The organism is Streptomyces sp. NPDC030799, from assembly GCF_055572255.1.
The window spans coordinates 517,431-543,015 of sequence record NZ_JBVIDS010000003.1; the positions used below are offsets into that span (position 1 = coordinate 517,431).

At 71.3% G+C, this 25,585-nt stretch carries 24 protein-coding genes; 9 read left to right on the forward strand and 15 right to left on the reverse strand.

The genetic code is table 11. From position 1 onward, the window contains the following. Positions 1-22: 22 nt before the first annotated feature. Complete coding sequence (locus ACZ41I_RS09860; RefSeq protein WP_468513871.1) at positions 23-1,105, reverse strand: diaminopropionate ammonia-lyase; 1,083 nt, start codon at positions 1,103-1,105, stop codon at positions 23-25. Between the two features lie 159 nt (positions 1,106-1,264). Between ACZ41I_RS09860 and ACZ41I_RS09865 the strand changes: the two genes are divergently transcribed. Continuing rightward, a complete protein-coding gene (locus ACZ41I_RS09865) occupies positions 1,265-2,185 on the forward strand; it encodes a LysR substrate-binding domain-containing protein (RefSeq protein WP_468513736.1) in 921 nt (306 codons plus the stop codon). Between the two features lie 51 nt (positions 2,186-2,236). Here the strand turns inward: ACZ41I_RS09865 and ACZ41I_RS09870 are convergent, their stop codons facing one another. Together ACZ41I_RS09870 and ACZ41I_RS09875 are read right to left on the reverse strand one after the other, a co-directional pair. Then, positions 2,237-3,688 carry a purine-cytosine permease family protein gene (locus ACZ41I_RS09870; RefSeq protein WP_468513737.1) on the reverse strand — a complete coding sequence of 484 codons (1,452 nt, stop codon included), beginning with the start codon at positions 3,686-3,688 and terminating at the stop codon, positions 2,237-2,239. 206 nt (positions 3,689-3,894) lie between these two features. After that, complete coding sequence (locus ACZ41I_RS09875; protein ID WP_468513738.1) at positions 3,895-4,698, reverse strand: AraC family transcriptional regulator; 804 nt, start codon at positions 4,696-4,698, stop codon at positions 3,895-3,897. An 85-nt stretch (positions 4,699-4,783) separates the two neighbouring features. On the opposite strand from ACZ41I_RS09875, the gene ACZ41I_RS09880 reads away from it, so the two are divergent. Continuing rightward, positions 4,784-5,638 carry a TSUP family transporter gene (locus ACZ41I_RS09880; protein WP_468513739.1) on the forward strand — a complete coding sequence of 285 codons (855 nt, stop codon included), beginning with the start codon at positions 4,784-4,786 and terminating at the stop codon, positions 5,636-5,638. Between the two features lie 59 nt (positions 5,639-5,697). Here the strand turns inward: ACZ41I_RS09880 and ACZ41I_RS09885 are convergent, their stop codons facing one another. The 4 genes from ACZ41I_RS09885 to argG form a co-directional block, all read right to left on the reverse strand. Further along, a complete protein-coding gene (locus ACZ41I_RS09885) occupies positions 5,698-6,774 on the reverse strand; it encodes a fatty acid desaturase family protein (RefSeq protein ID WP_363219802.1) in 1,077 nt (358 codons plus the stop codon). A 115-nt stretch (positions 6,775-6,889) separates the two neighbouring features. After that, entirely contained in the window at positions 6,890-7,903 is a 1,014-nt protein-coding gene (gene gap / locus ACZ41I_RS09890) for a type I glyceraldehyde-3-phosphate dehydrogenase (protein WP_468513740.1), read from the reverse strand. A 146-nt stretch (positions 7,904-8,049) separates the two neighbouring features. Further along, positions 8,050-9,006, reverse strand: a complete 957-nt coding sequence (locus tag ACZ41I_RS09895) for a GlxA family transcriptional regulator (protein ID WP_468321859.1) — start codon at positions 9,004-9,006, stop codon at positions 8,050-8,052. Between the two features lie 122 nt (positions 9,007-9,128). Beyond that, positions 9,129-10,577, reverse strand: a complete 1,449-nt coding sequence (gene argG / locus ACZ41I_RS09900; RefSeq protein WP_399769485.1) for an argininosuccinate synthase — start codon at positions 10,575-10,577, stop codon at positions 9,129-9,131. Between the two features lie 246 nt (positions 10,578-10,823). Between argG and ACZ41I_RS09905 the strand changes: the two genes are divergently transcribed. Next, entirely contained in the window at positions 10,824-11,492 is a 669-nt protein-coding gene (locus ACZ41I_RS09905; protein ID WP_468513741.1) for an O-methyltransferase, read from the forward strand. Positions 11,493-11,623: 131 nt separating this feature from the next. Here the strand turns inward: ACZ41I_RS09905 and ACZ41I_RS09910 are convergent, their stop codons facing one another. Together ACZ41I_RS09910 and ACZ41I_RS09915 are read right to left on the reverse strand one after the other, a co-directional pair. Continuing rightward, positions 11,624-13,282 (reverse strand): penicillin-binding transpeptidase domain-containing protein, encoded by a 1,659-nt coding sequence (locus tag ACZ41I_RS09910; RefSeq protein ID WP_399769489.1) that lies wholly within the window; start codon positions 13,280-13,282, stop codon positions 11,624-11,626. Positions 13,283-13,384: 102 nt separating this feature from the next. Then, entirely contained in the window at positions 13,385-13,951 is a 567-nt protein-coding gene (locus tag ACZ41I_RS09915; protein WP_468513742.1) for a TetR/AcrR family transcriptional regulator, read from the reverse strand. Positions 13,952-14,035: 84 nt separating this feature from the next. On the opposite strand from ACZ41I_RS09915, the gene ACZ41I_RS09920 reads away from it, so the two are divergent. Further along, positions 14,036-14,959, forward strand: a complete 924-nt coding sequence (locus tag ACZ41I_RS09920; RefSeq protein ID WP_468513743.1) for an SDR family oxidoreductase — start codon at positions 14,036-14,038, stop codon at positions 14,957-14,959. Between the two features lie 93 nt (positions 14,960-15,052). On the opposite strand, the gene ACZ41I_RS09925 is transcribed toward ACZ41I_RS09920, so the two are convergent. Then, entirely contained in the window at positions 15,053-15,814 is a 762-nt protein-coding gene (locus tag ACZ41I_RS09925) for a TioE family transcriptional regulator (protein WP_399769495.1), read from the reverse strand. Positions 15,815-15,916: 102 nt separating this feature from the next. Here ACZ41I_RS09925 and ACZ41I_RS09930 point away from each other — a divergent pair, with 102 nt between their 5' ends. After that, on the forward strand, positions 15,917-17,074 hold the full coding sequence (locus tag ACZ41I_RS09930; protein ID WP_468513744.1) for an erythromycin esterase family protein: 1,158 nt from the start codon (positions 15,917-15,919) through the stop codon (positions 17,072-17,074). Positions 17,075-17,209: 135 nt separating this feature from the next. Next, on the forward strand, positions 17,210-17,608 hold the full coding sequence (locus ACZ41I_RS09935; RefSeq protein WP_399769499.1) for an ACT domain-containing protein: 399 nt from the start codon (positions 17,210-17,212) through the stop codon (positions 17,606-17,608). Between the two features lie 97 nt (positions 17,609-17,705). Here the strand turns inward: ACZ41I_RS09935 and ACZ41I_RS09940 are convergent, their stop codons facing one another. Then, positions 17,706-18,158, reverse strand: a complete 453-nt coding sequence (locus ACZ41I_RS09940; RefSeq protein ID WP_399769501.1) for a GNAT family N-acetyltransferase — start codon at positions 18,156-18,158, stop codon at positions 17,706-17,708. A 10-nt stretch (positions 18,159-18,168) separates the two neighbouring features. Continuing rightward, complete coding sequence (locus tag ACZ41I_RS09945) at positions 18,169-19,020, reverse strand: alpha/beta fold hydrolase (protein WP_468513745.1); 852 nt, start codon at positions 19,018-19,020, stop codon at positions 18,169-18,171. A gap of 326 nt (positions 19,021-19,346) precedes the next feature. On the opposite strand from ACZ41I_RS09945, the gene ACZ41I_RS09950 reads away from it, so the two are divergent. Continuing rightward, complete coding sequence (locus tag ACZ41I_RS09950; RefSeq protein WP_468513746.1) at positions 19,347-20,045, forward strand: hypothetical protein; 699 nt, start codon at positions 19,347-19,349, stop codon at positions 20,043-20,045. Between the two features lie 208 nt (positions 20,046-20,253). Here the strand turns inward: ACZ41I_RS09950 and ACZ41I_RS09955 are convergent, their stop codons facing one another. Together ACZ41I_RS09955 and ACZ41I_RS09960 are read right to left on the reverse strand one after the other, a co-directional pair. Further along, positions 20,254-21,210, reverse strand: a complete 957-nt coding sequence (locus ACZ41I_RS09955) for a tetratricopeptide repeat protein (RefSeq protein WP_468513747.1) — start codon at positions 21,208-21,210, stop codon at positions 20,254-20,256. 51 nt (positions 21,211-21,261) lie between these two features. Continuing rightward, positions 21,262-22,506, reverse strand: a complete 1,245-nt coding sequence (locus ACZ41I_RS09960) for an MFS transporter (protein ID WP_468513872.1) — start codon at positions 22,504-22,506, stop codon at positions 21,262-21,264. A gap of 56 nt (positions 22,507-22,562) precedes the next feature. Here ACZ41I_RS09960 and ACZ41I_RS09965 point away from each other — a divergent pair, with 56 nt between their 5' ends. After that, on the forward strand, positions 22,563-23,159 hold the full coding sequence (locus tag ACZ41I_RS09965; RefSeq protein WP_363220981.1) for a CGNR zinc finger domain-containing protein: 597 nt from the start codon (positions 22,563-22,565) through the stop codon (positions 23,157-23,159). A gap of 190 nt (positions 23,160-23,349) precedes the next feature. Here ACZ41I_RS09965 and ACZ41I_RS09970 read toward each other — a convergent pair whose 3' ends face one another. After that, positions 23,350-24,657 carry a hypothetical protein gene (locus ACZ41I_RS09970; RefSeq protein WP_468513873.1) on the reverse strand — a complete coding sequence of 436 codons (1,308 nt, stop codon included), beginning with the start codon at positions 24,655-24,657 and terminating at the stop codon, positions 23,350-23,352. 160 nt (positions 24,658-24,817) lie between these two features. Here ACZ41I_RS09970 and ACZ41I_RS09975 point away from each other — a divergent pair, with 160 nt between their 5' ends. Further along, positions 24,818-25,567 carry an SDR family oxidoreductase gene (locus tag ACZ41I_RS09975; RefSeq protein WP_363220959.1) on the forward strand — a complete coding sequence of 250 codons (750 nt, stop codon included), beginning with the start codon at positions 24,818-24,820 and terminating at the stop codon, positions 25,565-25,567. Positions 25,568-25,585 lie beyond the last annotated feature (18 nt).

The window sequence follows — 25,585 nt, forward strand, 5'->3', positions numbered from 1 at the left end:
CCTGCGGGTCCGGTGGTGCAGCTCAGCGATCTTCCACGAGGTGGTGGGGGTTGGCGGCCGTGCCCTCGGTGCTCAGCAGCACGACCACCGAGGTGGTGTCGAGCCCCAGCGCCGTACGGCGGGCATCGGCGCCCGCTCCGGTGAGCACGAGACGAAGGCCGGCGAGTGCCGCCGCCCCGCAGGGGCCCGAGGAGACGCCGAGAGCCGCGAGACGGGTGGCAGCCCGGGCAGCGGCGGAGTCCGGGACGGCGACGGCGGCGTCCAGTCCGCCGTGCAGGTACGGCCAGGCCAGGCTCGACGGCGTGCCGCAGTTCAGCCCGGCCATGGCGGTCTCGCCGGTGGTGACGCCGACGGCCTCGCCCCGGGTGAGGCTGGCGAGGACACAGGCCGCGGCCTCGGGCTCCACTGCCAGCAGCGCCGGAGCAGGCCCGAAGCCGCGGCTGCGGTAGTGGGTGATGACGGCCTGGGCCAGGGACCCCACGCCCACCGGTACGCAGACGAGGGCGGGCTCTTCCGTCACCCCCTGGACCGCCAACTGCTCGTCGATCTCCGCGCACAGGGTGGAATACCCCTCGACGATCCACTCCGTGATCCGCTCGTGCCCCGGCAAGGCGGTGTCCTGGACCAGGACCGCGTCGGGCGCGGCAGCCGCCTCGGCCGCACGCCGTACCGCCTCGTCGTACGGCGCCGGAACCTCGGTGACCTTTGCCCCTTCGTCGACGATCGCCGCCACCGCCCGCGGATGCACTCCCTGGGGGACGAAAACGTGGGCGTGCTGCCCGTGCCTTCGGGCCATACGGGCCACCGCGCGACCGTGGTTGCCGTCGGTGGCGGCGACGAAGGTGACCGGGTCCGGCTGGATGCCGTCGGCGGCCCGCTCGGCAAGGACGCGGTGGATCGCCCACGACGCCCCGAGCGCCTTGAACGCGGGCAGCCCCAGACGGCACGACTCGTCCTTCACGAAGACCCGGCCGACCCCCAATTCGACGGCCAGCGCCGGGAGTTCCGTCAGCGTTGTCGGTGCGTAGTCGGGCAGCTCGGCGTGGAAGGCCCGTGCCTCGGCGGATGCGGGCGCACAGTGCCAGCCACCGGCGTCCGGGCGCATCCACCACCGCAGGGCCGGGAAGGAGGAGAGGTTCTGGGACACACGAAGAGGATCCGTCGGTCTCGTACGATCGGTCCAGCGAATGTTTCCGACCTATAGTCGTCGGAGAAGCCGATCGTTCGCGACGTCCTCGGCGGCGACGAGGAGGGTGAGCCGGCGATGTTCGACCTGCACCGGCTGCGGCTGTTGCGTGAACTCAAGCACCGCGGCACCCTGGCGTCCGTCGCCGCCGCGCTGTCCTACGCCCCCTCCTCGATCTCCCAGCAGCTCTCCCAGCTGGAATCCGAAGTCGGCGTCCCGCTGCTGGAACCTGTGGGGCGGCGGGTGCGGCTGACCGAACAGGCCGAGATCCTCGTCGCCCACACCGAAGCGGTCCTGGAGCGCCTGGAGCGCGCGGAGGCGGACATCGCCGCCTCCCTGACCGATCTGACCGGCACCCTGCACATCGCCTCGTTCCAGACCGCCGCCCTGGCCCTGATCCCGACCGCCCTCGGCCTGCTGCGCGAGCAGCACCCGCGCCTGCGCGTCCACGTCACCCACATGGAACCGGAAAGGGCGCTGCCCGCCCTGCAGGCCCGTGACTTCGACCTGGTCCTCGCCGAGGAATACCCCGGCAGCCCCAACCCGCGGCCCGCCGAACTGGAGCAGGAGGACCTGCTCGAGGACGCCCTGCACCTCGCGCTGCCCGAAACCGCCCACAGAGCCGGCCTCCGGGGCCCCTTGGCGGTGCTGCGCTCGCTCCAGAGCCATCCCTGGGTGATGGAGCCCGAAGGCACAGCCGCCCGGCACTGGGCCACGACCCTGTGCCGCAACGCCGGTTTCGAACCCGACGTACGGTTCGAGACCTCCGACCTTCTGCTGCACCTCCGCCTCGTCGAGCAGCACCATGCCGCAGCCTTCCTTCCGGCCCTCGTCTGGGACGGCCGGGCTCCGACCGTGCCCCTGCGGCGACTGCCCCGCGGGCAGCGCACTCGCCGCATCTTCACGGTCGTACGCCGCGGCCGCAGCCGGCACCCCGCGGTCCTCGCCTGCAGGGAGGCCCTGCTCCGTGCGGTCGCCCTGCGCTCCGACCTGCCCTAGCCCGTCGTCGGGCTTCCTCCCCCAGCCGGTCTGGCGCTGCGCGGCCGGTGGTCAGGGTTCGCGGTGTTCGTGGGCCGCCTGCTCCAGTGCCTCCGCCTCGGCCTGGGCAATGCGTGTCTCGGCGGCCACGTCGATCGAGCGGGTCAGCCACCAGTACAGCAACGCGGAGACGGGGAGGCCGATGAACAGGGAGATGTCGGCGCCGCCCAGCGCCTTGGCGGCGGGACCGACGTACAGGGTGCCGACGGAGAAGAAGGGGATCATGACGGCGAAGCCGAGCAGGTAGGAGATGATGCCGTGCCAGCCCCACCGGCCGTAGATGCCGTGCGGGTTGAAGATCTCGGCGACGGCGTAGTGCCCGCGGCGCACGACGTAGTAGTCCATCAGGTTCACGGCGGTCCACGGGATGAACAGGTAGAGCACCAGCAGCAGGAAGTTGTTGAAGTTCGCAAGGAAGTTGGAGGTTGCGGCCAGGGCGCCGACCAGGGAGAGCGCGGCGGTCAGACCGAGGGTCAGCAGGCGTACGCCCAGGGTCGGCCGCACCCGCTTGAACGAGTCGATGCCGCTGATCAGGGTCAGCGAACCGCCGTACATGTTCAGCGCGGTGACGGACACCAGGCCCAGTGCGGCGAAGAGCAGCACGACCGCGCCGAAACCGACGAACACCTTGTCTCCGGCCGCGTTGATCGACTTGATGGTGTCGAAGTCCTTGCCCGCCCAGGCGGCCAGCAGCGCACCGAGGACCATCAGCCAGATGCCGCCGAGCGCGGAGCCGAAGTACGTCCAGTAGAAGGTCTTGCGGACGGTCACGTCCGGCGGGAGATAGCGCGAGTAGTCGGAGACATAGATGGCCCAGCTGATCTGGTAGCCGGCGACCACGCCGAACTGGGCGAGGAACGGGGTCCACTTGAAGGCGCCGAGGTCGAAGGAGCCCGCCGGATACTGCAGGGTCACGAGGACGCCCACGGTGAAGACTCCGAAGATGATCAGGAAGGTGTACGTCAGGAACCGCTCGGCCTTGTGGATGATGTCGTAGCCGACCAGCGCGATGACGAGCGCGACCACGGTGACCACGACCACCCACAGCTTGACGCCGCCGTGCAGGGTGGTGTGCAGGGACTCCGCGGCGAGGATGCTGTTGAAGACGTTGAACCCCGCGTACTGCACATAGGCGAAGAGCCACACCAGGAGGGCTCCGACGTAGCCGAACTGGGGGCGCGACTGGATCATCTGCGGCAGGCCCAGCTGGGGTCCCTGCGCCGAGTGGAAGGCCATGAAGAAGGTGCCGATGACCGTACCGGCGACGATGGCCAGCAGGGACCAGATCAGGTTGCCGCCCTCGGTGATGCTGATCAGTCCCACGGCCAGGGTCGCGATCTGGGCGTTGGACATGAACCACAGCGGTCCCAGATGCCAGAGCTTGCCGTGCCGCTCGTCCAGGGGAACGTAGTCGATGGACCGGACCTCGAGGCCGGACACCCTTGGCTCAGCTGATGTGCTCATGACGCCTCCCGGCGGTCCGGTCTCCCTCTGGGACACATTGTTGTCCGCCGGGGACGGCGTGACGAGCGGTGTGTACGGAGATATCGGGAGCGGAAGGGGACGGTGAGGTGGCGACAGGACCGCTGTAGGCGGCTCGTTCACGCTGAGCGATGGATGATTGCGCCGGGTGGGCACCGTCGCCCGCAAGTCCCACGGGCCGGGCGGCCTCAGGTCTGCTCGGTCCCGGGGGCCGTGCCGCCGCCGTTGCGGTGGCTCGTGGTGAAGCGGGACGGGGGCATGCCGAAAGCGCGGGTGAAGGCGGCGGTCAGCGCGGCGGGAGAGGCGTAGCCGAGGCGCCCGGAGACCTCGGTGACCGAGGCCGTACGCAACAGCGGCACGGCGGCCAGCAGACGCGCGCGGGTGCGCCAGACCGCCGGACTCTCGCCGGTCTCGGCTCGGAAGCGCCGGGTGAAGGCCCGTTCGCTCATGGCGGTCCGCGCGGCCCATGCCGCATTGGTGACACCGGCGTCCGGGGCAGCAAGATACTCCCGGCAGATCGACGCGAGGTCGGCGGCGGCGGGGACCGCCACGTGGAACGGCAGCGGGGTGCGCGCGGCGATCTCGTGCAGGAGGAGCGCCACGACGCAGCCTTCCCGGCCGGAGAGGCTGTAGTCGGCCTCGAATTCGACGGCAGCCAGCAGGAGTTCACGCAGCAGCGGCGGAACGTCCACGACCGTGCAGGTGGCCGGCCACCAGGGCACGGCGGCCGGCTCGATGTAGAGGCTTCGGGTGCTCACCTCCAGCATGCGGACCCGGTGCCGGGTGGCGGCCGGGATCAGCACGGCTCGCTCCGGCGGAACGGTCCAGGTGCCCTCGGGCGTGTCGACGACCATCACGCCCGTCGCGCCGTACAGGAACTGCGCGCGCCGGTGCTGGTGCCAGTCGAGCACATGGCCGGACGGGTAGTCGGTGCCGATGGGAAGGACGGCCCGGTCCACATGGTCGAGGCCGTCCAGGGAGACGTTCTTCACGCGGCCACTGTAGGGGGCCGAGTCTCGAAAGAATGGTGCCGGGCATCGCATGCGGGACACTCGTCGCGGCTGGTGAGGTGGCCCTGTGAACGACTTGGCGCTTCTTGGCATCGGACTCCTCACCGGGGTCACAACGGTCCTGTTCGGATTCGGCGGCGGCTTCGTCGCGGTCCCCGTCGTGGTGTGGGCGAACGCGGCACTCGGCGCGGACGCGATACGGGTGGCGACCGCCACCTCGGCGCTGGTGATGCTGGTGAACGCGGGGTTCGCCACGGCCGTCACGCCCCGGCGCGTGCTGTCCGCCCTGCGCGGCAGCGGCACGCTGCTGCTCCTGCTGGCGGCCGGGGCCACGGCCGGTGCGCTCGCCACCCGCCACGCCCCGGCCGGCCAGGCCCACTGGGGCTTCGTCGCGTACGTCGCTGTCACCATCGTCGACCTGCTGCTGCGCCCCGGCTTCCTGCGACGGCGCGGACCGGCCGAGGAGAGCGGCGAGGCTCAGGCGGAGCAGACCCGCACGGGACAGGCCGGGGCGGTCCGCGCTGTGCCTCGGGCCCTGCCCGCGGTCCTCGGCGCACCGATCGGCGCGGTGGCGGCCTTCCTCGGCGTGGGCGGCAGCGTCATGACGGTCCCCGCGCTACGACGCGCCGGACACCCGATGCAGGTGGCGACCGCGCTGGCCAACCCCCTCACCCTCGCCATCGCCCTCCCCGCCACCGCGCTGTCGCTGACGGGCACGGACACCGGCTCGGTCGCCGGACACACCCCCCTGCACCTGGTCGGCCTCGTCGATCTCCGTGCCGCCGGGGCGCTGCTCGTCGGCGCCCTGCCCGTCATCGCTGTGCTGCGACGCCGGCCGCCCCGGATCCCGGACCGCACGTATGCCTGGGCGTATCTCGCGCTGCTCGGCGTCGTGGAGTTCGCGATGCTGTGCGCGGGCTGACGCGGGTCCTCACGGCGGACGGCGAGCCGTCGGCGCACATGTCGGCTCCGGAGTCGCCGTCAGGATGCCTTGCGCCGCCGCCTGATCGGTTCTCCCACTCGGTGCATGTGTGTGAGGGCCTCGCGGTAGGACCGGATCAGGCCGGTTTCGTGGTACGGCACGCCGATCGCCGCGCAGTACTCGCGCACGATGACCTGGGCCCGCCGCAGATGGGGTGTGGGCATGCTCGGGAACAGGTGATGCTCGATCTGGTAGTTGAGCCCGCCGAGCATCACATCGGTGAACCGGCCGCCGCGTACGTTGCGGGAGGTGAGGACCTGACGGCGCAGGAAGTCGGGCCGTTCGTCACCGCTGAAGGTGGGCATGCCCTTGTGGTTCGGTGCGAAGGTGCAGCCGAGGTAGACGCCGAAGAGGCACTGGTGCACGGCGAGGAACGCCACCGCCTTGCCGGGCGGGAGCACGAGGAAGAGCGCAGACACATACGCGGCGAGGTGGAGGAAGAGCAGACCGCCTTCCAGCAGCCGGTGCTTCATGGCCGGCGAGCGCAGCGCGCGCACGCTCGCGACGTGCAGGTTGAAGCCCTCCAGGGTCAGCAGCGGGAAGAACAGCCACGCCTGGTGGCCGCCGATGAGACGGGCCGGACCACGGCTGTCGCGGGCCTGGGCGGTGGACCACACGAGGATGTCCGGGGCGACATCCGGGTCGAGTTCCTCGTGGTTGGGGTTGGCGTGGTGGCGGGTGTGCTTGTTCATCCACCAGCCGTAGCTCATACCGATCCCGAGATTGCCGAAGAGCCGGCCCCATGTCTCGCTCGGCCGGCCGCGCCGGAACACCTGCCGGTGCGCCAGATCATGTGCCACCAGGGCGATCTGACCGAACATGAACGCCAGAAAGGCCGCCACCGCCAACTGCCACCAGGTGTCGCCGAGTGCGAGAAAGGTTCCCCAGCCCGCCACCGTCAGCGCGATCACCAGAGCGAGCCGTGCCGTGTAGTAACCGGGGCGCCGCTTCAGCAGGCCCGCCTCGGTGATACGCCGGGACAGCCGGGCGAAGTCGCTGCCGGCTGTGGATCCGGACGGACGGGAACGGGCGGCCGGCAGCTCGGCCGCGACCGAGGTATGAGGGGAAATCGTCATGCCGTCGAGTCTCGGCCCGCCCCTTCGACCGTAACAGCCGGTCAGGCCCCCGACCGGATGGGGGGCTTTCCCCAGGACGCCCCGGGGGCTGCCCCCCCCTGTCCAGCAGCTGACCTCAGCCTTCTCGGGAGGGCTGCCCGGCGAGGAGTTCGAGCGTGTCGATCACACGGTGGGAGAAGCCCCATTCGTTGTCGTACCAGGCGACCACCTTCACATGACGGCCGTCGACGCGGGTGAGGGCGGAGTCGAAGACCGAGGAAGCCGGATTGCCCGTGATGTCGGAGGACACGAGCGGGTCCTCCGAGTAATCCAGGATGCCGGCGAGTGCTCCCTGGGCCGCGGTGCGGTAGGCCGCCAGCACGTCGTCGCGGGTGACGTCGCGTGCGACGGTCGTGTTGAGTTCGACGATCGAGCCCACCGGTACGGGCACCCGGATCGAGTCGCCCGACAGCTTGCCGTCGAGGTTCGGCAGCACCAGGCCGATCGCCTTCGCCGCGCCCGTCGTGGTCGGCACGATGTTGACGGCGGCGGCGCGGGCCCGGCGGGCATCCCGGTGCGGACCGTCCTGCAGGTTCTGCTCCTGCGTATAGGCGTGCACCGTCGTCATGAACCCGTGCTCGATCCCGGCGAGTTCGTCCAGCACGGCGGCCAGGGGCGCGAGCGCGTTGGTGGTGCAGGAGGCGTTCGAGACGATCGTGTGCAGGGCCGGGTCGTACGCGTCGGTGTTGACCCCGTACGCGAGGGTGACGTCGGCTCCGTCGGACGGCGCGCTCACCAGCACCTTGCGCGCACCTGCGTCGAGGTGTGCGCGGGCGGCCTTCGCCGAAGTGAAGCGGCCGGTCGCCTCGAGGACGATGTCCACTCCGAGTTCGGCCCACGGCAACTGCGCGGGCTCCCGCTCGGCGAGCACGGTGATACGACGGCCGTCGACCACGAGGGCGTCCCCGTCGACGGTCACGGGACGGCCGAGCCGGCCGGCTGTGGTGTCGTAGGCGAGCAGCCGTGCCAGGGTCGCGGGTTCCGTGAGGTCGTTCACGGCGACGATCTCGAGGGTGCTGCCGCGTTCGAGCAGGGCGCGCAGCACGTTGCGTCCGATGCGGCCGAAACCGTTGATGGCGATGCGAGTCATGAGTGGTGTCCCTTGAGTTCCTGCGAGCTTCTGCCGGCTTCTGCTGGTTCCTTCGGTGCGTCACCAGCGTCGCGTGCCGCCCGCGCTCATGACCGTGTCGCAAGCGCCATGGTTCGCAAGGATCGCGCCAGCGGGCCGCCGGGCGGCTACTCGCCCCGGGTGAAGGTGCGCCGGTACTCACTCGGGGTGGTGCCGAGGATCCGCTGGAAGTGCGTCCGCAGATTCGTGCCGGTGCCGAGGCCGACGTCGGCGGCGATCTGCTCGATGCTGCGCTCCGAACGTTCGAGCAGCTCGCGGGCGAGGTCGATACGGGCGCGCATCACCCACTGCATCGGCGTGTACCCGGTGTCCTCCACGAAGCGCCGGGAGAGCGTGCGCGGGGAGACCGCGGCATGCCGGGCGAGCACCGTGAGGGTGAGCGGCTCGCCGAGGCGGTGCAGGGCCCACTCACGGGTCGCGGCGAACCGCTCACCGAGCGGCTCCGGCACACTGCGCGGCACGTACTGGGCCTGACCTCCGCTGCGGTAGGGGGCGGCGACCAGGCGCCGTGCTGCGTGGTTCGACACGGCGATCCCCAGGTCCGTGCGCAGGATGTGCAGGCACAGATCGATACCGGAGGCGGCACCGGCCGATGTCAGGACGCTGCCCTCGTCGACGAAGAGCACATTCTCGTCGACCCGGACGAGCGGGTGCTTCGCCGCGAGGGCCCGCGCGTAGTGCCAGTGCGTCGTCGCCCGCTTGCCGTCGAGCAGACCCGTGGCCGCGAGCGCGAAGGCACCTGTCGAGATGGCGGCGAGCCGCGTGCCCCGTGCGTGGGCGGCGAGCAGTGCGTCGACGACGGACCGCGGCGGATCCTCGCGGTCGGGAAACCGGTACCCGGGGATGAAGACGATGTCCGCCCAGGTCAGCGCGTCCAGGCCGTGGGCGACGTGGTACGACAGCCCGTCACCGCCCGCCACCAGCCCGGGGGCCGCCCCGCACACCCGCACCTCGTACGGCATGCTGGCCCGCGTCGTGAACACCTGCGCGGGGATCCCGACGTCGAGCGGCTTCGCGCCTTCGAGGACGAGGACGGCGACGCGTTGCAGACGGGGAGACGGCACGGGACACAGAGTACGAGGCGGGGGCCGTATGACGGCGGGCCTCTCTCGTCGTACGACGGCGGGCCCCGCCGGTGGGAATCCGACGGGGCCCGCTGCCCAAGGGTGTGGGGCGGTCGGCGGTGTCAGTCCGTGCCGGACTCCATCGCGGCACGGTCCAGGACCGCGTCCTCCTCCGAGACCTCCCCGCGGGAGGCGATCGCCTCGGCACCGCCCTGGGGCATCGCGCCGATCAGACCGGTGGAGGCCGCCTGGGCCGCGCCGATCAGCGCCGGGTGCTCGGTGCCGACCATGCCGAGGCCCGCGTACTGCTCGAGCCGCGCCCGGGAGTCCGCGATGTCGAGGTTGCGCATGGTGAGCTGACCGATCCGGTCCGACGGGCCGAACGCGGAGTCCTCGGTGCGCTCCATGGACAGCTTGTCCGGGTGGTAGCTGAACGCCGGGCCCGTGGTGTCGAGGATCGAGTAGTCCTCACCGCGCCGCAGCCGCAGCGTCACCTCGCCGGTGACCGCCGCGCCGACCCAGCGCTGCAGCGACTCGCGGATCATCAGCGCCTGCGGGTCCAGCCAGCGGCCCTCGTACATCAGGCGGCCGAGCTTGCGGCCCTCGTTGTGGTACTGGGCGAGGGTGTCCTCGTTGTGGATCGCGTTGACCAGCCGCTCGTACGCCGCGTGCAGCAGCGCCATGCCGGGCGCCTCGTAGATGCCACGGCTCTTGGCCTCGATGATCCGGTTCTCGATCTGGTCCGACATGCCGAGACCGTGCCGGCCTCCGATCGCGTTGGCCTCCATGACCAGCTCGACCGGCGAGGCGAACTCCTTGCCGTTGATCGTCACCGGACGGCCCTGGTCGAAGCCGACTGTCACGTCCTCGGGGGCGATCTCGACCGAGGGGTCCCAGAACCGGACACCCATGATCGGCTCAACGGTCTCCACGCCGGTGTCCAGGTGCTCCAGGGTCTTGGCCTCGTGGGTGGCGCCCCAGATGTTGGCGTCGGTCGAGTACGCCTTCTCCGTGCTGTCGCGGTACGGCAGGCCGTGCGCGAGCAGCCACTCGGACATCTCCTTGCGGCCGCCCAGCTCGGTCACGAAGTCGGAGTCCAGCCAGGGCTTGTAGATGCGCAGGTGCGGGTTGGCGAGCAGGCCGTAGCGGTAGAACCGCTCGATGTCGTTGCCCTTGAACGTGGAGCCGTCGCCCCAGATCTGCACGTCGTCCTCGAGCATCGCCCGGACCAGGAGGGTCCCGGTGACGGCGCGGCCGAGTGGCGTGGTGTTGAAGTAGGCACGACCGCCCGAGCGGATGTGGAACGCGCCGCAGGCGAGCGCGGCCAGCCCCTCCTCGACCAGGGCCGCGCGGCAGTCGACCAGGCGCGCGATCTCGGCACCGTAGGTCGTCGCGCGGCCGGGCACCGAGGCGATGTCGGGCTCGTCGTACTGGCCGATGTCGGCGGTGTAGGTGCACGGGACGGCACCCTTGTCGCGCATCCACGCGACGGCGACCGAGGTGTCGAGGCCGCCGGAGAAGGCGATACCGACGCGCTCGCCGACCGGAAGGGAAGTGAGGACCTTGGACATAGGAAGAGTATGCATCATTCCGTATGCCCATGCATAGTGCGCTCTCGTGGCGCTCGCCACCGACCGGCTGGCGGGCCGCCCGGACGGCACGCGCCGCGGCCGGGCCGGTGCCAGGACGAGCCGTGCCGAGCCAGGCGGCCCGCGGCGCCTCAACTGCCGGGACCCCAGGAAAGCCATTGACAGGCCGACGCACTCCTCTAGTACGTTCCCTTTCGGAACTTAGTGAGTACCGAAAGGGAACCTACCGTGTCTCAGCAGACGTGGACCGCAGTCGACGACTACTTCAACGGCCTGCTCGTGGAGGAGGACGACGCCCTGCTCGCGGCAGCCGAGAACAGTGACGCCGCCGGGCTCCCGGCGATACAAGTGGCTCCCAACCAGGGCAAGTTGCTGAACCTGCTCGCCAGGCTCCAGGGCGCTCGCCGGATCCTGGAGATCGGCACCCTCGGCGGCTACAGCACCATCTGGCTCGCGCGCGCCCTTCCGGAGGACGGCCGCATGGTCACGCTGGAGAGCGACCCGGACTACGCCGCCGTCGCAACCGCCAACATCGCCCGCGCCGGGCTGGAGCACGTCGTCGACGTCCGCGTCGGCAAGGCCCAGGACTCGCTGCCCCGGCTCGCAGCCGAAGACGCGGGGCCGTTCGACCTGGTCTTCATCGACGCCGACAAGCCCTCCAACCCGGAGTACCTGGAGTGGTCCCTGAAGCTGACCCGGCCCGGCAGTGTCATCGTCGGCGACAACGTCGTGCGCGACGGCGCCGTCACCGACGCGGGCAGCGACGACCCCCGCGTCCAGGGCGTCCGCCGCTTCATCGAACTCATCGCGGGACACCCCCGGCTGACCGCCACCACACTCCAGACGGTGGGCTCCAAGGGCTACGACGGCTTCACGCTCGCCCTCGTGACCGAGTGAGGGGTGAGGGCGCTGAGGGGTGACGGAAGTCCGGCACCCCCGACCCGCCGCCCCCGATCCGGCGCGCCCGCTCATCGCCGCTCACAGGGACCGGGACACAGCCCCGGCCCCAGTGCGGGCGACGCGCGCCGTCAGCTGCCGGTCAGCAGTCGCCGGACCACGTATCCGGCAGAGTCCACACCGGAGCTGCCGCCTTCGACCAGCGCTGCCGCCGCAATACGGGAGTTGTACGCGGTGAGCCAGCCGTTGGTGTGGTCCCCCTCCTCCGCGGTGCCGGTCTTGGCGCCGACGCCCGCCAGTCCGCCCAGTCGCGGAGCCGCCGTACCGCTGGTGGCCACGTTGCGCATCATCGACTGCAGATAGCCGGCTGTGCGAGCGGAGATGGGCCGGGGCGCGGTGTCCTGGTGCTGTCCCGGCAGGATGACCGGCTGCTCGAAGCCGGTGTTGCGGACGGTGGCCGCCACGGACGCCATGAACAGGGGCGTGGCGGTGACCTTGCCCTGGCCGATGAACTGAGCCGCCTGGTCGCCGCCCTGGACGTCCGCCGGGATGCTCGGGTCGGTGGTGGCGACGCCGCCGCCGATGGACCAGCTGCCCATGCCGAAGACGTTCACGGCCTCGTCGTGCAGGGCGGAGGCGTCGCCGTCGTGCACGAGGTGGTGGAAACCGTCCTTGATGAAGGAGGTGTTGCAGGACACCGTGAACGCCTGCGCGAGGGAGGCGCCCGGGTTGGGCCGCACGCCCGAGTCGTTGTGGAAGAGCTGGCTGTTGGCCATCAGGGAGTCCGTGCACGGTGCGGCACTGCTCGGGGTGAGGCCCGCCTTGTCGAAGAGGGCCGCCGAGGTGATGATCTTCATCGTGGAGCCGGGGGACTTGATGCCGTTGATGGCGATGTCGCCGTCGTCACCCGTGTGCGCCAGCGCGAGGATGTGGCCGTTGCGCCAGTCGAGCGCCACGGTCCCGGCGGGCTTCTGCTGAAGGTGGGCGTCCTTCACGGCGCGTTCGGCCACCGTCTGGAGGCCGGCGTCGATGGTGGTCCTGACGGTCGCCGGCCGGCCCTTGCTGAAGACCTTCAGGGTCTTCACGCCCGCGCCGCCGCCGTCGACCACGGCCACGCCCGTACCGGGAGTGCCGCCGGCGGGCTTCGCGTTCTTGCCGATCGTCGCCGCGACGTCCCGCAGTGACGGGAAGTGGGAGAGGTCGGTCTTTCCGTCGCTCGCGACGACCTTCGCGCTGGTCGAGCCGGCCGGCAGCTTGCCCGCGGTCAGCGACTGGCCGTCGCCCAGGCCCGGAAGGAGCACCGAGTTGTTCCAGTGGACCGCCAGCTGGCCGTTCGTGCTCTTCCTTACCGCCACCGCGCTCGGATAGCTCCAGGTGCCGCCCGCAACCTCGGCGGTGACGTCGAAGGTGACCTTGGTGGCCCCCGGCGTCACGGACGAGGGTCCTGCGGCCAGGATGTGATCGAACGACAGCTTCTTCAGGTGCAGGCCGTCGGCGTAGTCGCGCAGCGCCTGGGAGGCGGTGTCCGGTATGTCGGTGTCGCTTGCCGCGCCGTCCAGGTGCTGCTGGGACCAGCTGTCCAGGAACGCTCGGGTCAGTTTCTCCGCCTCGGCACCCGACGGGGGCGTACTCGACACCGCCGAGGGGTCGAAACCGCGCGCTTCCTTGGTCGTGTCGTCACCCGCTGAACCGGAGGTCAGGCCATGCACGATGTTGTAGGTAGCGATTCCCCCGAGGGCGAGCAGCGCGGTGCACGTACCGGCGAGGCCGATCTTCACAGCTCTGTTCATGAGGAGGATCGTATGTACGTTCCATGAAAGCGCGTGCCGAAAATCGGGAGATCGTTACCGGAACGTCAATCCGCCCAGACCGCCGTTGTGGCCGCGCGTCGCCTACGCGCCCGCGGTCACAGCCTTGAGTGCGGTCAGCGACTCCCGGATCAGCTGTCGCATCGGGCGTTCCTCGACCGGTGCGATCCAGCGCTCGAAGGCGATCTTGAAGACGGCTACGGCCGCCTCGGCGGCGAGGCTCGCGGTCGGCTCCGCGACGCCGCGACCGCGCAGGGCGCCGGCGAGCGCGGCCGCCAACGAGGCGAGCTTGATCAGCTCACGCTCCTGGAGTTCCGCGTTCGCCGTGATCACGGCATGCCGCCGACGGGCGAACTCGTGCCGGTCGGCGAACATCTCCGCGACGGCGTCCAGTCCGACCGTCAGCGCGTCGAGCGGCGCCGCGGACCCGGGAGCCCCGGCGACCGCCCGCACGAACAGATCCTCCAGCTCACCGGCGCCGGCGAACAGCACCTCGCGCTTGTCGGCGTAGTGCCGGAAGAAGGTCCGCTCCGTGAGCCCGGCACGCTTGGCGATCTCCGCCACGGTGGTCTGTTCGTACCCGCGCTCGGCGTAGAGCTCCAGTGCGGCCTTCGCCAGGCGTCCGCGCGCGTCCGGCTGCCATCTCCCCATGCGGAGATCTTACGTGATGACAGGGACTGACATGAGGTGTAGCGTCTATGACAGTCACTGACATCGAGTGGTGGGGGCCTTCCCATGCGCATCTTCGTCACCGGCGCGTCCGGCTGGATCGGATCCGCCGTCGTACCCGAACTCATCGAGGCGGGACACCAGGTCGTCGGGCTCGCCCGCTCCGACGCCTCCGCCGCCGCGCTCACCGCGGCGGGAGCCGAGGTCGTCCGCGGCACCGTCGAAGACCTCGGTGTGCTGCAGGACGCGGCCGCCGCGTCGGACGGGGTGATCCACCTCGCCTTCCAGCACGACATCGCCTTCAGCGGCGATTTCCGGGGCGCCGCCGAGGCGGACCGCCGCGCCGTCGACGCCTTCGGTGAAGCGCTCGCCGGGACCGGTCGGCCCTTCGTGCTCGCCTCCGGCATGGCCGGCCTCGCGCCCGGGCGGGTGGCGACCGAGCGGGACATGCCCGCGTTCGACGGCTCCCCGGTCACCATCCGGGCGGTCACCGCACAGGAGGTGCTCGGGTTCGCCGCGCGCGGCATCCGCTCGTCCGTGGTGCGGCTGTCGCCGACCTGTCACGGCGAAGGAGACAACGGCTTCATGGCCATGCTGGTCACCCTCGCCCGCCAGAAGAGGGTCTCCGGCTACATCGGCGACGGCGCCAACCGCTGGCCGGCCGTCCACCGTCTGGATGCCGCGCATCTCTTCCGCCTGGCGGTCGAACGGGCCCCGGCCGGATCGGTGTTGCACGGTGCCGCGGAGGAGGGCGTCACGATCCGTGCCGTCGCCGAGGTGATCGGCCGGCACCTCGACGTACCGGTGGCCTCCCTCGCTCCCGAGGCCGCGGCCGAGCACTTCACCTGGCTGGCAGGATTCCTCGGCTTCGACGTCCCGGTGTCGAGCGCCCTGACCCGCGAACTGCTGGACTGGGAGCCGACGCAGCCGGGCCTCCTCGCGGACCTCGACAAGGGCCACTATTTCCAGACCTCCGCCGCCGCTGCCTGACAGGACCTCCGGCTGACGGCCCGGGAGAAGCGGGCACCCGCGGGCCGCCCCGTCGCCCTGGGCGGGGTACTGGGGTGCCGTCCCCGGCGTTGATCACGGCCGCGTCGGTCCAGCCGGAGCCGGCGAGTCGGGTACCGCGTCGGCGCTGTCGAGGTGGGTCAGATAGGCGCTGAGACGTGTGGCGGCGTGCAGCATGGCGAGGCCCTGGTCGGTGAGTTTTCGTTGCCAGGTGTCCAGGGAGGCGGCCAGCGCGTCCGTGCCGCCGGCCGTGCGGATCTGCTGGACCACGGTGGCGATGTGGTCGAGGAGATGACCCCCGCGCCGCAGGAGGTGCGCCAGTTCGGCGTCACGGATGTCCTCGGCGTGGAAGACGCGGTATCCGGTCGCCTGGTCCCGGGCGGGGCGGAGGATTCCGGCGCTCTCCCAGTTGCGCAAGGTCGCCGGGGTGACGTCGAGTTGGTGCGCCAGTTCGCCGACGGTTCGGGTTCGGTCGTCCGGGGCCGGACCCGGGGCGGCCGGGGACTCCGCTGTCAGGTGATTCACCGCTGTGCGCACGGCTTCCAGCGTGTCCCGGTCGCGGAGCAGCTGGGCGTGGCCGCGGTCGATGATCGTCAGCGCGTCGTCGCGTCGGTCCCGGTGGACGGCGTTCATGATCTGGCCGGCGGCGGCGTACCCGTACGCGGGGACCAGAGAGAGGTAGGCGCGCAGTGCTGCCGCGTGCACCTCGGTGTAGATCCGGTAGCCGCTGGGGGTGCGCTCGGCGGCCGGGATGAATCCGTGCCGCTCGTAGTTGCGTACGGCCTGGGTCGAGATGCCGTGCTCGCGTGCGAGGTCGGTCGGTCGCAAGGTGCTCACCGGTTGAGACTTTATCCCAGGCCTCACCCTTGAAAAAGACCTCCGCGAGCGCAACAGCTCTCCGAAGTCTCAACCGTTCTTTCAAGGATACGATTGAGGCTCATGAGTCAGGACATCCGAGACTTCGTGACCTCCGCATGCGACCTTCTGGCGCTCGGGGAGCCCACCCACCAGGAACCGGCCTTCGGACGGATCCGCAACGAACTGTTCGCCCAGCTGGCCGACCGTGGCTTCCGGTCGATCGCCCTGGAGACCGACCGCGTGGCAGCCCTCACCGTGAACGACTACATCCAGGAGGGAACCGGAAACCTCGACGCGGTCATGCGTGAAGGTTTCTCCCACGGCTTCGGAGACCAGGATCCCAACAGGCGGCTGGTCAGCTGGATGCGCGACTACAACCGGAACCGGCCGCCCGAGGAACGCCTGGCCTTCCACGGTTTCGACGCGCCGCTGGAGAACTTCAGCGCACCCAGCCCCCGGACCTATCTGGAACACACCCGCGACTACCTGGGACTCGACCTCGATCTCGCGGCACTCACCGGCGAGGACACACGGTGGAGCCGGCCGGAGGCGGTCCTGGACCACACCATGTCACCCGGCGCCACAGCCGAGGCCGAGCGGCTGCGGTTGATCGCGGACGACATGCACCTCGCGCTCCACGGACGCGCTCCGGAGCTGATGGCGGCGACGTCCCGCGAGGACTGGTTCAGGACCAGGACACATCTCACTGCCGGTCTGGGCCTGCTGCGCTACCACAAACAGTCGGCCCAGCCCCTCGAACCGGGTTCCCGGGAAGCCTGCCTGCTCGCCACCCGTGACGCGCTCATGGCCCAGAACCTCCTGGAGATACGAGCCATCGAGGAGGACCGGGGCTCGACGCTGGTGTTCACGCACAATTTCCACCTGCAGCGCAACGCGAGTGCCTGGCGCCCGGGGGACCTCGGCGCGCAGTGGTCCGGTGCCGGCGCCATCGTGGCCGCTCTGCTGGGCGACCGGTACGTCTGCGTGGCCGGCAGCCTGGGCCGCAGTGCGACTCTGGGACTCCAGGACCCCGCTCCGGACACCTACGAGGGCCACCTGCAGAGCCGTATCACCACATGGAGCCTGGAACCGGCCGCCGCGGACCCGTCGGCCCGCACGCGGACGGACACACACCCGAGGCAGGGCTACTTCCCGCTCGACCGGGCGACGCTCGGCGCGGTGGATGCGGTCCTGCACATCAGCGACGGCACGACCGCCGGCGCACCCCCGCACATCTGACGCGGCAGGAGGACCGAAGACCACGGCGCCGGGCCACACATGGGGCATGACGATGCGGATGCACACCCGCCGAAACCCCACGCCCCGACGGCTCGCCTGCCCGGAGTGTGGCCGGTCGCGCCGTAGGCTGGGTCCGTGACCGGCGAGACTGATCTGCAGACACTGCTCAGCGGCATGCGTCCCGAGCTGAATCCGGGCCGCTATGTCTTCACCATGGCCGAGGGAGGCGTGCCGTCCGGTGTCACCCCTGTGGTGACGGTCGCCGAGCAGGAGGGCCTGACTCTCGTCGTTCCGCAGGCGGAGGCGGACGCGGCCGGGATGGCGTACGACTACGTGGCCGGATGGATCACCTTGCGGGTGCACTCCGCGCCGGCCGCGGTGGGACTGACCGCGGCCGTGTCCCGCGCCCTCGCCGACGCGGGCCTGAGCTGCAATGTGGTCGCCGGTTTCCACCACGACCACCTCTTCGTGCCCTACGACGACGCCGAGCAGGCAGTGGACGTCCTCCAGCGGCTGTCGCGCACCTCTGCCTGAGTCGCACCGCCGGACTGTGCCGGCGCACGGCATTGTCCTCCGGGGAGGAATCCGGCGCCGGGCGCGTTGCCGCGCCCGGCGCACTCATGACGGGGCATCAGCGCGGGGTGGAGACCGGTTCGCGGAGCATGAACACATCCACCGGGTCCTCGCTCTCCACGGTGAAGCCGTGGCGCTCGTACAGCCGGCGGGCGTTGCTGCCCCGGAGCACGCTCAACCGGAGCCGGGTGGCCTCCCGGTCGCACCGCTCCGCCAGCATCCGCAGCACGGCCGATCCGATGCCCCTGCCCTGCAGGTCCGGGTCCAGGTAGAAGTGCTCCAGCCAGTGTGCGTCGTGCGCCGGCCGCAGCGCCACACATCCGGCGAAGACTCCGCCCACCTCGATCACCTGGGTGTGGGCCGGCACGAACCGGTCCCGCAGCCGCTGGCGCACCCGGTGTGCGTCGTACCGCCCGAGACGCTCCAGATCCGCCCTCAGCACCACGGCCCGCAGTTCGGCCACCGCCTCGACGTCCGCCGCCGACGCGGGACGTATCTCCCAGTCCGCCATGATCGTGAGGCTAGCGGGTCGGCGCTTCGCGCAGGAAACCGGCGGTCGCCGCCACGAACCGCTCGGCATCGTCCAGCCATGGGAAGTGTCCCGCTCCGGGCTGTACGACGAGTTCGGCGTTCGGGAACAGGGCGGCGAACTCGGCCACCGCGGGCGGCGGGGCGCCCGGGTCGACCTCACCGGCGAGCAGCAACGCCGGTGCATCGAATCGGGCGAGCGCGGCGCGGGCGGCGTCCGGGTCGAACGCGCCCTCGGCGCCGAACGCGGCCACGATGCCCGGGTCCAGCTGTTCCTCCTCGGCCGCCTTGTGGGCCCGGGCCGCATCGTCCCAACGACCGTAGGAGAAGGGTGCGATGGCCCGGAAGTTCTCGGCCGTGACCGCACCCGCTCCGATCGCTTCCAGCGCCGCGAACGCCCCCGGGAACCACGGCTCGTCCCGGCGTGGCCGTACGGTCTCGCGCCGGAGCCGGTCGGGGATGACCAGGCCGACGGCCCTGACGCTCGGTGTGATGAGAGCGAGCCGGCCGATGCGTTCGGGGTGGCGGCCGAGGTACCGCACGGCCAGATTGGCCCCGGCGCTGTGCGCGAGGAGGTCCATCCGTTCCAGGCCCAGGTGCCGGCGCAGGGCTTCCACGTCGTCGACGAGCCGGTCACAGCGGCAGGAAATCAGGTCCTGTGGCACGGCGGACAGCCCGGTACCCCGCAGGTCCAGCCTGATCAGCTTGCGGTGCGCGGACAGCCCGCCCAGGTCGCCCAGGTACGTCGACTGCTGCGGTCCGCCGGGCAGACACACCAGGGGCTTGCCGGTCCCGGAGACGCGGTAGGCGAGTTCGGCGCCGTCGTACGAGATGAAGGATCCCATGGCGGCATTCTGCGGGTGTCGGCCGCCGTCGGCCATCGATCGGCTGTGCCGCGCGCTCGCCCGTACCGGAGAGACGGAAGTTCGTCGAAGCCGCGGTTCTGGCGGCGAGTTGCGGCTGCACCGGATCGACGCGACCCGTACCTCCGCGCAACGCACAGGGTTCACTCAGTAGAAACACGTTGGCCCAGCCGTATCATCCATGTGTCGGGACACCCCCGCAGGAAACCTCCCCGCTCTGCCGGGGAACCCGCAGTACAACTCCCGCTCCCCGCTTGCCGCACCGGAGGCAAAGGAGCGCACCCCCACTCACACCCTCGGAGCGACAGATGCCTGAGCCCACCACCCCCGTCACCGAGTTGACCTCGCAGTATGTCAGCCAGGTGACCAGCGACCTCGAGCGCAACGTCAAGGAACAGGAGCGCATCTCCGCCGAAATCGTGGCGCTGCAGGAGCAGTTGACGTCCCTGCAGCATGATCACACCATTCTGACGAGCATGCAGCAGGCACTCGGTGTGGCCTCGGTGGGCGCATCCGCCACCACGGACGGCGCCGTGGTGCCCGGCCCGCGGAAGAAGACCACCGCCACCTCCGGCACACGCCGGGCGGCGAAGAAGGCGACCGCGGAACAGCCCGAGTCCGGGAAGGAGCAGTCCGAGCCCCGGAAGCGGTCCGCCAAGAAGCCCGCGGCGATCAGGCCCGCGACGACGAAGACCACGGCCGCCAAGCCCGCGGCGAAGAAGGCGGCCGCTCAGGCGGCTCAGCCCACGCTCGTCGAGCTCGTCCGCCGCCACCTCGCGGACCAGCAGGAGCCGCGCTCCGCCGCGGAGGTCACCGAGGCCCTCGAGAAAGCACATCCCGACCGGTCGATCCAGACCAAGGTCATCCGCACCACTCTGGAGAACCTCGTGGCCCGCAACAGCGCCCAGCGCACCAAGCAGGGCTCGTCCGTCTTCTACACCCTTCCCACCGGCTCGGAGCCGGCGGCGGCGAACGCGGAGGAGCCCCAGCCCGACGCCGCCCAGTGACCGTGTTCCCCTCGCCCCGTCGTGACCGTACCTGAGCGCCGTTGAGGTGCTTCGGCCCTCAGCCCGCTCGGGACGGCTTCCGGTCGGCACCCAAGACTGCCGCCGAGCCGGGGGACGGGGCCGGTCCGGCGCGGCCGTACTCCTCGCGCCCCGCCTGAAGCCGCCTGAACCGGCACGACGTCAGACACGGTCGCAGCTGCCCAGGGCTTCACAGGACGGCGCCGGCCCTCTGTCGTGTCTGGTCGAACTCGGCCACCGGGTCGCCTCCGGTCTGCCAGGGCCATGGGGTGACGACACCACCGATCGCCTCGAAGACGGAACGCGCCTCGGCGCGCCGGTCCGCGGCCATCAGCGCATAGGCGAGGAGGTTGAGGTCGGCCAGTGCCTTGGCGTGGCGGAGGAACCCGGGCTGGCCCCATGTGTGGGCCACGCGGTCGAGGGCCTGCGCGGCCATCGCCTGGGACCAGTGGTTGCGTGCGACCAGTGCCTCGAATCCGCCGCGGTCGAGGATCGAGTGGTACTGGAGGACCTGGGCGGTGAGTTCGGTCGCGGCGCACGGCGCGTTGGCGGGCATGCGGGCGCCCAGGCTGTCCACGAACTCCAGGACCTGGATACGCGATCCCGCCTCCTGCGGGCTGAGGTAGGCCAGCATGCTCAGATACGCCTCGCGGTTCCAGCGATCGCGGGCGAGCACCTCGTTCCACACCCCGAAGACCTGGGACTGCTCACGGCGTTCCAGGCGTGCCACCGCGAGCAGGACCACCCAGGGAGTGGGGTCGTCCGGAGCGAGCTCGGCAGCCCGCAGACAGGCGTCAACGGCGTCGGCGGGGTCTTCCAGGCGCCCCTGGGTGCGGGCCTGCGCCACCTGGGTCCAGGCGTGCAGGACGAGCGCGTTCGCACTGCGGGGCTCCCGAGCGACCCAGGACCGCGGCAGATGGGATCCGGTGAGGTATCCCGCCAGGACGTCCATGCGATGCGCCCGGCGGTCCCAGTCGCCCGGGTCCTGCTCCAGGAGCCGGGACATCTGCGCCACACACAGCTCGGTGGTCCCGAAGGTGCCGGTCCTGGAGGTCGCCACGAGAGACTTCAGCAGCTTGCCCAGCTCCTGGTCGTCCAGTTCCGGAGCGAGGCGGGCCCTTCTGCGGCGACTTGAAAGAAATGCCATGGCCGGAGGCTAGGACGGATCGGCGAGGACACAAGGGCTGGGCCGAGATCGTTATGGTTTACACGTATCATCCGACATCTGTCCGGGGGACGGTCGGGTTGCCGGTATTCCGGGTGCCGGGCAGGACCCGGGTGACTGCGATCCGGCGGTGTCCAGCGGTACGGCGCAAAAGACCAGCGCCGCTGCGGCCGCCACGCCCGCTGCCGTTGCCAGGGTGCCCGGGAGGGACCAGGCCGCCAGCGGACCGGCGATCGCCGCGCCGGATGCGAAGCCGGTGATCTTCAGGCTTGCACCGGTGGTGAAGATCTGGCCGCGCAGACGGTCGGGAGCCTCCCGGTGGCGTACCGCGAAAAGAGCGGTGAGCTGCGGTCCTTCGCCGATTCCGGTCAGCAGCAGGGCCAGGACGAGCGCGGTGGGGCGGACCGTCGCCGCCAGGGCGAGCGCGCCGGCCTGGACCAGGGCGCCGGCCCAGACGATCGAGTCGGGAGCCATGGACTGGGGGAACCGGGCCAGCACCGCGTTGGCCGCCAGAGCCGAGACGGCCGCACAGGAGAGCAGCAGCGCACCTCTGCCCGCTCCGCCGAGGACCCGTACACCCAGCATCGGGACGCAGGCCGTCAGCATGCCCTGCGCCGCACAGCACAGGACCGAGAGCAGCGTCGCCCGCGCCAGCCGGCGTTTCGTGACGATGACCCGCATTCCGGCGGCCAGCTCGCCGATCAGCGACCCCCGCTGCACTCCCCGCACCCGCACAGGGCGCCCCGGCAGGGTCCACGCGGCGGGTGCCGCCGAGCCGATGAGCGCGGCCGAGACCACGACGGCCCCCGACGCGCCCAGGGCCTCGGCCAGGCCGCCGGCAAGGCTCGGGCCGGCCAGGCTCGCCATGCCGAAGGTCATGGCATCGAGGGCGTTCGCGCGTGGCAGCCGGTCGCCCGCCGCCACGCGCGGCAGCTGGCCCGTCCAGCCGCCCGACAGCGCGGGCCCCAGCGATCCGGTCAGTACGGCGATCATGAGAGTGACCGTGAACGGAAGCCGGCCGAGGCCCACGAGGACCGCCACCAGCCCGGTCGCGTACAGGAGGAGTGCTGCGCCGAGCAGCCGTCCCGGCCGCTGCTGCCGGTCGAGCACAGCCCCGAGTACCGGTCCCCCTGCTGCCGCCGCGGCCGTGATGCCCGCGAGCAGCACCGACGCTTCGGAGGCCGACCCGGCGACGGCGAATCCCGCCAGCATCAGCGCCGGTCCCGACATCTCGTCCCCGGTCCGGGCCATCCCTGCCCCCACGACATAGGAGGCCATCGCGTAACGCCGTGTCACTCGCACGACGTTACGGAGGTAACTCAAAACCTCGCAATATGCGTTACATTGCGCTGGTGTCCTCCCGCAACGCCGACGGCGGTGACTGGTCCACCCGGCACTCCGTCCTGACCATGGCGCGCCGCACCGCCGCCCTCGTCAATGCCCTGGCCGACGACCGCGCCGACCCCGGCGACGTGGCGGAGGTGCTGCGCGCGTACGGCGAGACGGACCCCGTCGACCTCACGGCCCGTGAGGTCGCGCGGATGCGGGACGCCGCCGACCGGCTGCGGGAGGTCTTCGCCGCCGAGCACGCCGACGAGGCCGCCGACGCCCTCAACCGACTGCTGCGCGAACACACCGGGCCGCTCCGTCTGACCTCCCACGGGGGCGGCACGCCCTGGCATCCCCACCTCGACCGCGACGACGACGCCTCCTGGGACGAGTGGTTCCTCGCGTCGTCCTGCCTGGCCCTGACCGTTCTCGTGTGGGACCGGCAGCTCCCGCCCGGCCGGATCTGCGCGTCGGGTGCCTGCCGGAACGTGTTCATCACCCAGGGGCCGGGCCCCCAACGCCGCTACTGCTCCCGGCGCTGCGCGACCCGCGAGCGGGTCGCGGCACACCGGCGCGCCCGCTCCGCACCCTCACCCGGGTGACCGGGGCCCGGCCGCGCGGCGCCGGTTCCTCACGGGAGCGCGCGGATGAGCCGCACCAGCGCACGGCGGTCGTCCGTGGATGTGGTGTCACGCCGGGAGCCGGGAACCCGCGGCAGCCGGCGCCGGCCGTCACGGGTGAGGCCGGCGTCCCGGTCACCGCCGTGCAGCTTCGGCAGGCGCGGTCCGTCCGCTACGCGCGGTTGCCGTCGCACCGCGACCAGACCTCTCGCAGCAGGGCCGGATAGTCCTCGCCGTACGTGGCGATGCCCGCGTACACCGCGTCGAGGGCCGCCCGCAGCGGGTCGGGTTCGGCGGCGGCGAGCAGCGCGGGTACGGCCATGTGCGGCTGGGAGAAGCGCAGGGAGGGGTCCGGCGCGCCGATGGTGACCCGCAAGGTGTGCTTCGGTGCATCGGCGTCCTGGGCCGCCGGCGACTCGGGCGGCTCCGGCGCCGGTGCCCAGTCCGCCGCGGGCCCCGCGATCAGCGCCGTCGAATCGGCCACGGCAATCGGCAGGGACACCTCGTCCGCGCCGGACGGCGCGCCGAAGGGCGGACGCTCGGGCGGCACGGCCCAGCCGACGGTCCGGTCCGGGACCCTCGGGTCGGTGTCGAGGATCTGCCACGCCTGGGCCTCGTCGTCGAGCGGCGGCGGAAGGGGTCGTCCCTCGGTGACGGCGGTGAGTCCGGCGGCGATCCAGTCCAGCTCCGCGAGACCCGCCGCCTCGCACGCACGGCGCGCGGCCAGCAGGGCCACCGCGCGCTGTGCGGCGGGTCCGGCGGCGTCGATGGCGTGCACGAGCGCCGCGTCGAAGTCGAGCAGGCCGCGTACGTTGCCGTCGACGTCGCGCAGTGCCGGGCTCGGCGACCGCCCGCCCCACTCCCAGCGTTCGTAGGCCAGTTCGCGTTCTCTTTCGGCCTGTTCCTGTGCGAGGCGGGCCTGGCGTTCGGCCTCGGCGCGTTCGGCCGGGGTGGGCGGGGCCGGCAGCGTGCGGGCGTAGTCGTGCCAGTACGCCGCCATGCCCGAGGTCTGCTTCACGACACGGTCCGGCAGGGGCGGGGCGGGCCAGAACTGCAGGAGGTAGCGGTCGAGTTGCGGCTCGTCGCGCAGTCGGGTGTCCTCCTCGTGTGCCGCGTCCATGCCCTGGGCGCAGTAGCGGACGCGGTAGTCGGTCTCTTCCAGGCCCAGCTCCCAGGAGCCCTCGCCTCCCCACAGCACGAGCGCGGTACTGTCCGAGACGGGGCGGAAGGACACCTCCACCACGTCCTCCCAGCTCGGGTCCAACGGCGGGGCGTGGTCGTGCACTTCGACCGTGAAGCCGACGTCGCCCGTGTGCAGTCCGGTCGTCAGCCACAGGGTTCCCGGGATCGCCGCGCCGCACAGCCCGGAGGACTGGCCGGCGAACGCCTCGGCGAGGTCCGGGCCGTAGTTGTCCGGATCGCTCTCGACGTAGAGCTGACCGTAGTGGACGTGGACCTCTCCCTCGACCGGCCTGCGCATCATGACCCCCATCGCCTTCGGAACCGTGCCGTGCTCCGCACCCTACGACCCAGCACTGACAACGCCCGCGCGGACGCCACTCACGCATGCCTCTGACTGGCAGTAGGTCGAGGTCCGTTCGCCGCCAGACTTGCGCATGTCCCGCCGGTGAGATGGAGGCATGACTTCACAGGGAGCTCTGAACGGCAGGAAGGCCCTGGTCACCGGCGGCAGCCGGGGCATCGGCGCGGCGACGGCACTGCGACTGGCGCGGGAGGGCGCGGACGTGGCCGTGACCTTTGTGCAGGGGAAGGAGGCGGCTGAGGGCCTGGTGCGGGAGGTCCAGGCGCTCGGGCGGCGGGCGGTGGCATTGCGTGCCGACGCCGCGGACGCACAGGAGGCAGCGGGCGCGGTGGGGCGTGCGGCCGAGGCACTCGGGGGCCTGGACGTCCTCGTGAACAACGCGGCCGTAGGACTGATGCAGCCGCTGGAGAGCATGTCGCTCGCCGACGTGGACCGCCTGATCGCCGTGAACGTGCGCGGGGTGTACCTGGCCGCCCAGGCAGCCGCCGCACTGATGGCATCGGGGGGACGGATCATCACCGTGGGCAGTTGCATCGCCCGGCGCACGCCGGGCCCCGGTGCCACGCTGTACGCGATGAGCAAGTCGGCCGTCGTCGGACTGACGAGGGCGTTGGCCCGTGAGCTGGGCGGGCGCGGGATCACGGCGAACATCGTGCATCCCGGTCCGACCGACACCGACATGAACCCCGCGGACGGGCCGTTCGCCTCCGGCCAGGCCGCGATGACCGCCCTCGGCCGCTTCGGCACGGCCGAGGAGGTGGCGTCGGCGGTGGCCTACCTGGCGGGACCGGAGGCGGTGTACGTGACGGGCGCGGAGCTCTCGGTGGACGGCGGGTACGCAGCCTGAGCGCGAGGGACAGGAGGC

Coding starts and splice junctions, on each gene's coding strand:
- ACZ41I_RS09860 (WP_468513871.1), bottom strand. CDS start 1,105: ATGCGCCCGGACGCCGGTGGCTGGCACTGTGCGCCCGCATCCGCCGAG.
- ACZ41I_RS09865 (WP_468513736.1), top strand. CDS start 1,265: ATGTTCGACCTGCACCGGCTGCGGCTGTTGCGTGAACTCAAGCACCGC.
- ACZ41I_RS09870 (WP_468513737.1), bottom strand. CDS start 3,688: ATGAGCACATCAGCTGAGCCAAGGGTGTCCGGCCTCGAGGTCCGGTCC.
- ACZ41I_RS09885 (WP_363219802.1), bottom strand. CDS start 6,774: ATGACGATTTCCCCTCATACCTCGGTCGCGGCCGAGCTGCCGGCCGCC.
- gap (WP_468513740.1), bottom strand. CDS start 7,903: ATGACTCGCATCGCCATCAACGGTTTCGGCCGCATCGGACGCAACGTG.
- argG (WP_399769485.1), bottom strand. CDS start 10,577: ATGTCCAAGGTCCTCACTTCCCTTCCGGTCGGCGAGCGCGTCGGTATC.
- ACZ41I_RS09910 (WP_399769489.1), bottom strand. CDS start 13,282: ATGAACAGAGCTGTGAAGATCGGCCTCGCCGGTACGTGCACCGCGCTG.
- ACZ41I_RS09915 (WP_468513742.1), bottom strand. CDS start 13,951: ATGGGGAGATGGCAGCCGGACGCGCGCGGACGCCTGGCGAAGGCCGCA.
- ACZ41I_RS09920 (WP_468513743.1), top strand. CDS start 14,036: ATGCGCATCTTCGTCACCGGCGCGTCCGGCTGGATCGGATCCGCCGTC.
- ACZ41I_RS09930 (WP_468513744.1), top strand. CDS start 15,917: ATGAGTCAGGACATCCGAGACTTCGTGACCTCCGCATGCGACCTTCTG.
- ACZ41I_RS09940 (WP_399769501.1), bottom strand. CDS start 18,158: ATGGCGGACTGGGAGATACGTCCCGCGTCGGCGGCGGACGTCGAGGCG.
- ACZ41I_RS09945 (WP_468513745.1), bottom strand. CDS start 19,020: ATGGGATCCTTCATCTCGTACGACGGCGCCGAACTCGCCTACCGCGTC.
- ACZ41I_RS09950 (WP_468513746.1), top strand. CDS start 19,347: ATGCCTGAGCCCACCACCCCCGTCACCGAGTTGACCTCGCAGTATGTC.
- ACZ41I_RS09955 (WP_468513747.1), bottom strand. CDS start 21,210: ATGGCATTTCTTTCAAGTCGCCGCAGAAGGGCCCGCCTCGCTCCGGAA.
- ACZ41I_RS09960 (WP_468513872.1), bottom strand. CDS start 22,506: ATGGCCTCCTATGTCGTGGGGGCAGGGATGGCCCGGACCGGGGACGAG.
- ACZ41I_RS09965 (WP_363220981.1), top strand. CDS start 22,563: ATGCGTTACATTGCGCTGGTGTCCTCCCGCAACGCCGACGGCGGTGAC.
- ACZ41I_RS09970 (WP_468513873.1), bottom strand. CDS start 24,657: ATGCGCAGGCCGGTCGAGGGAGAGGTCCACGTCCACTACGGTCAGCTC.
- ACZ41I_RS09975 (WP_363220959.1), top strand. CDS start 24,818: ATGACTTCACAGGGAGCTCTGAACGGCAGGAAGGCCCTGGTCACCGGC.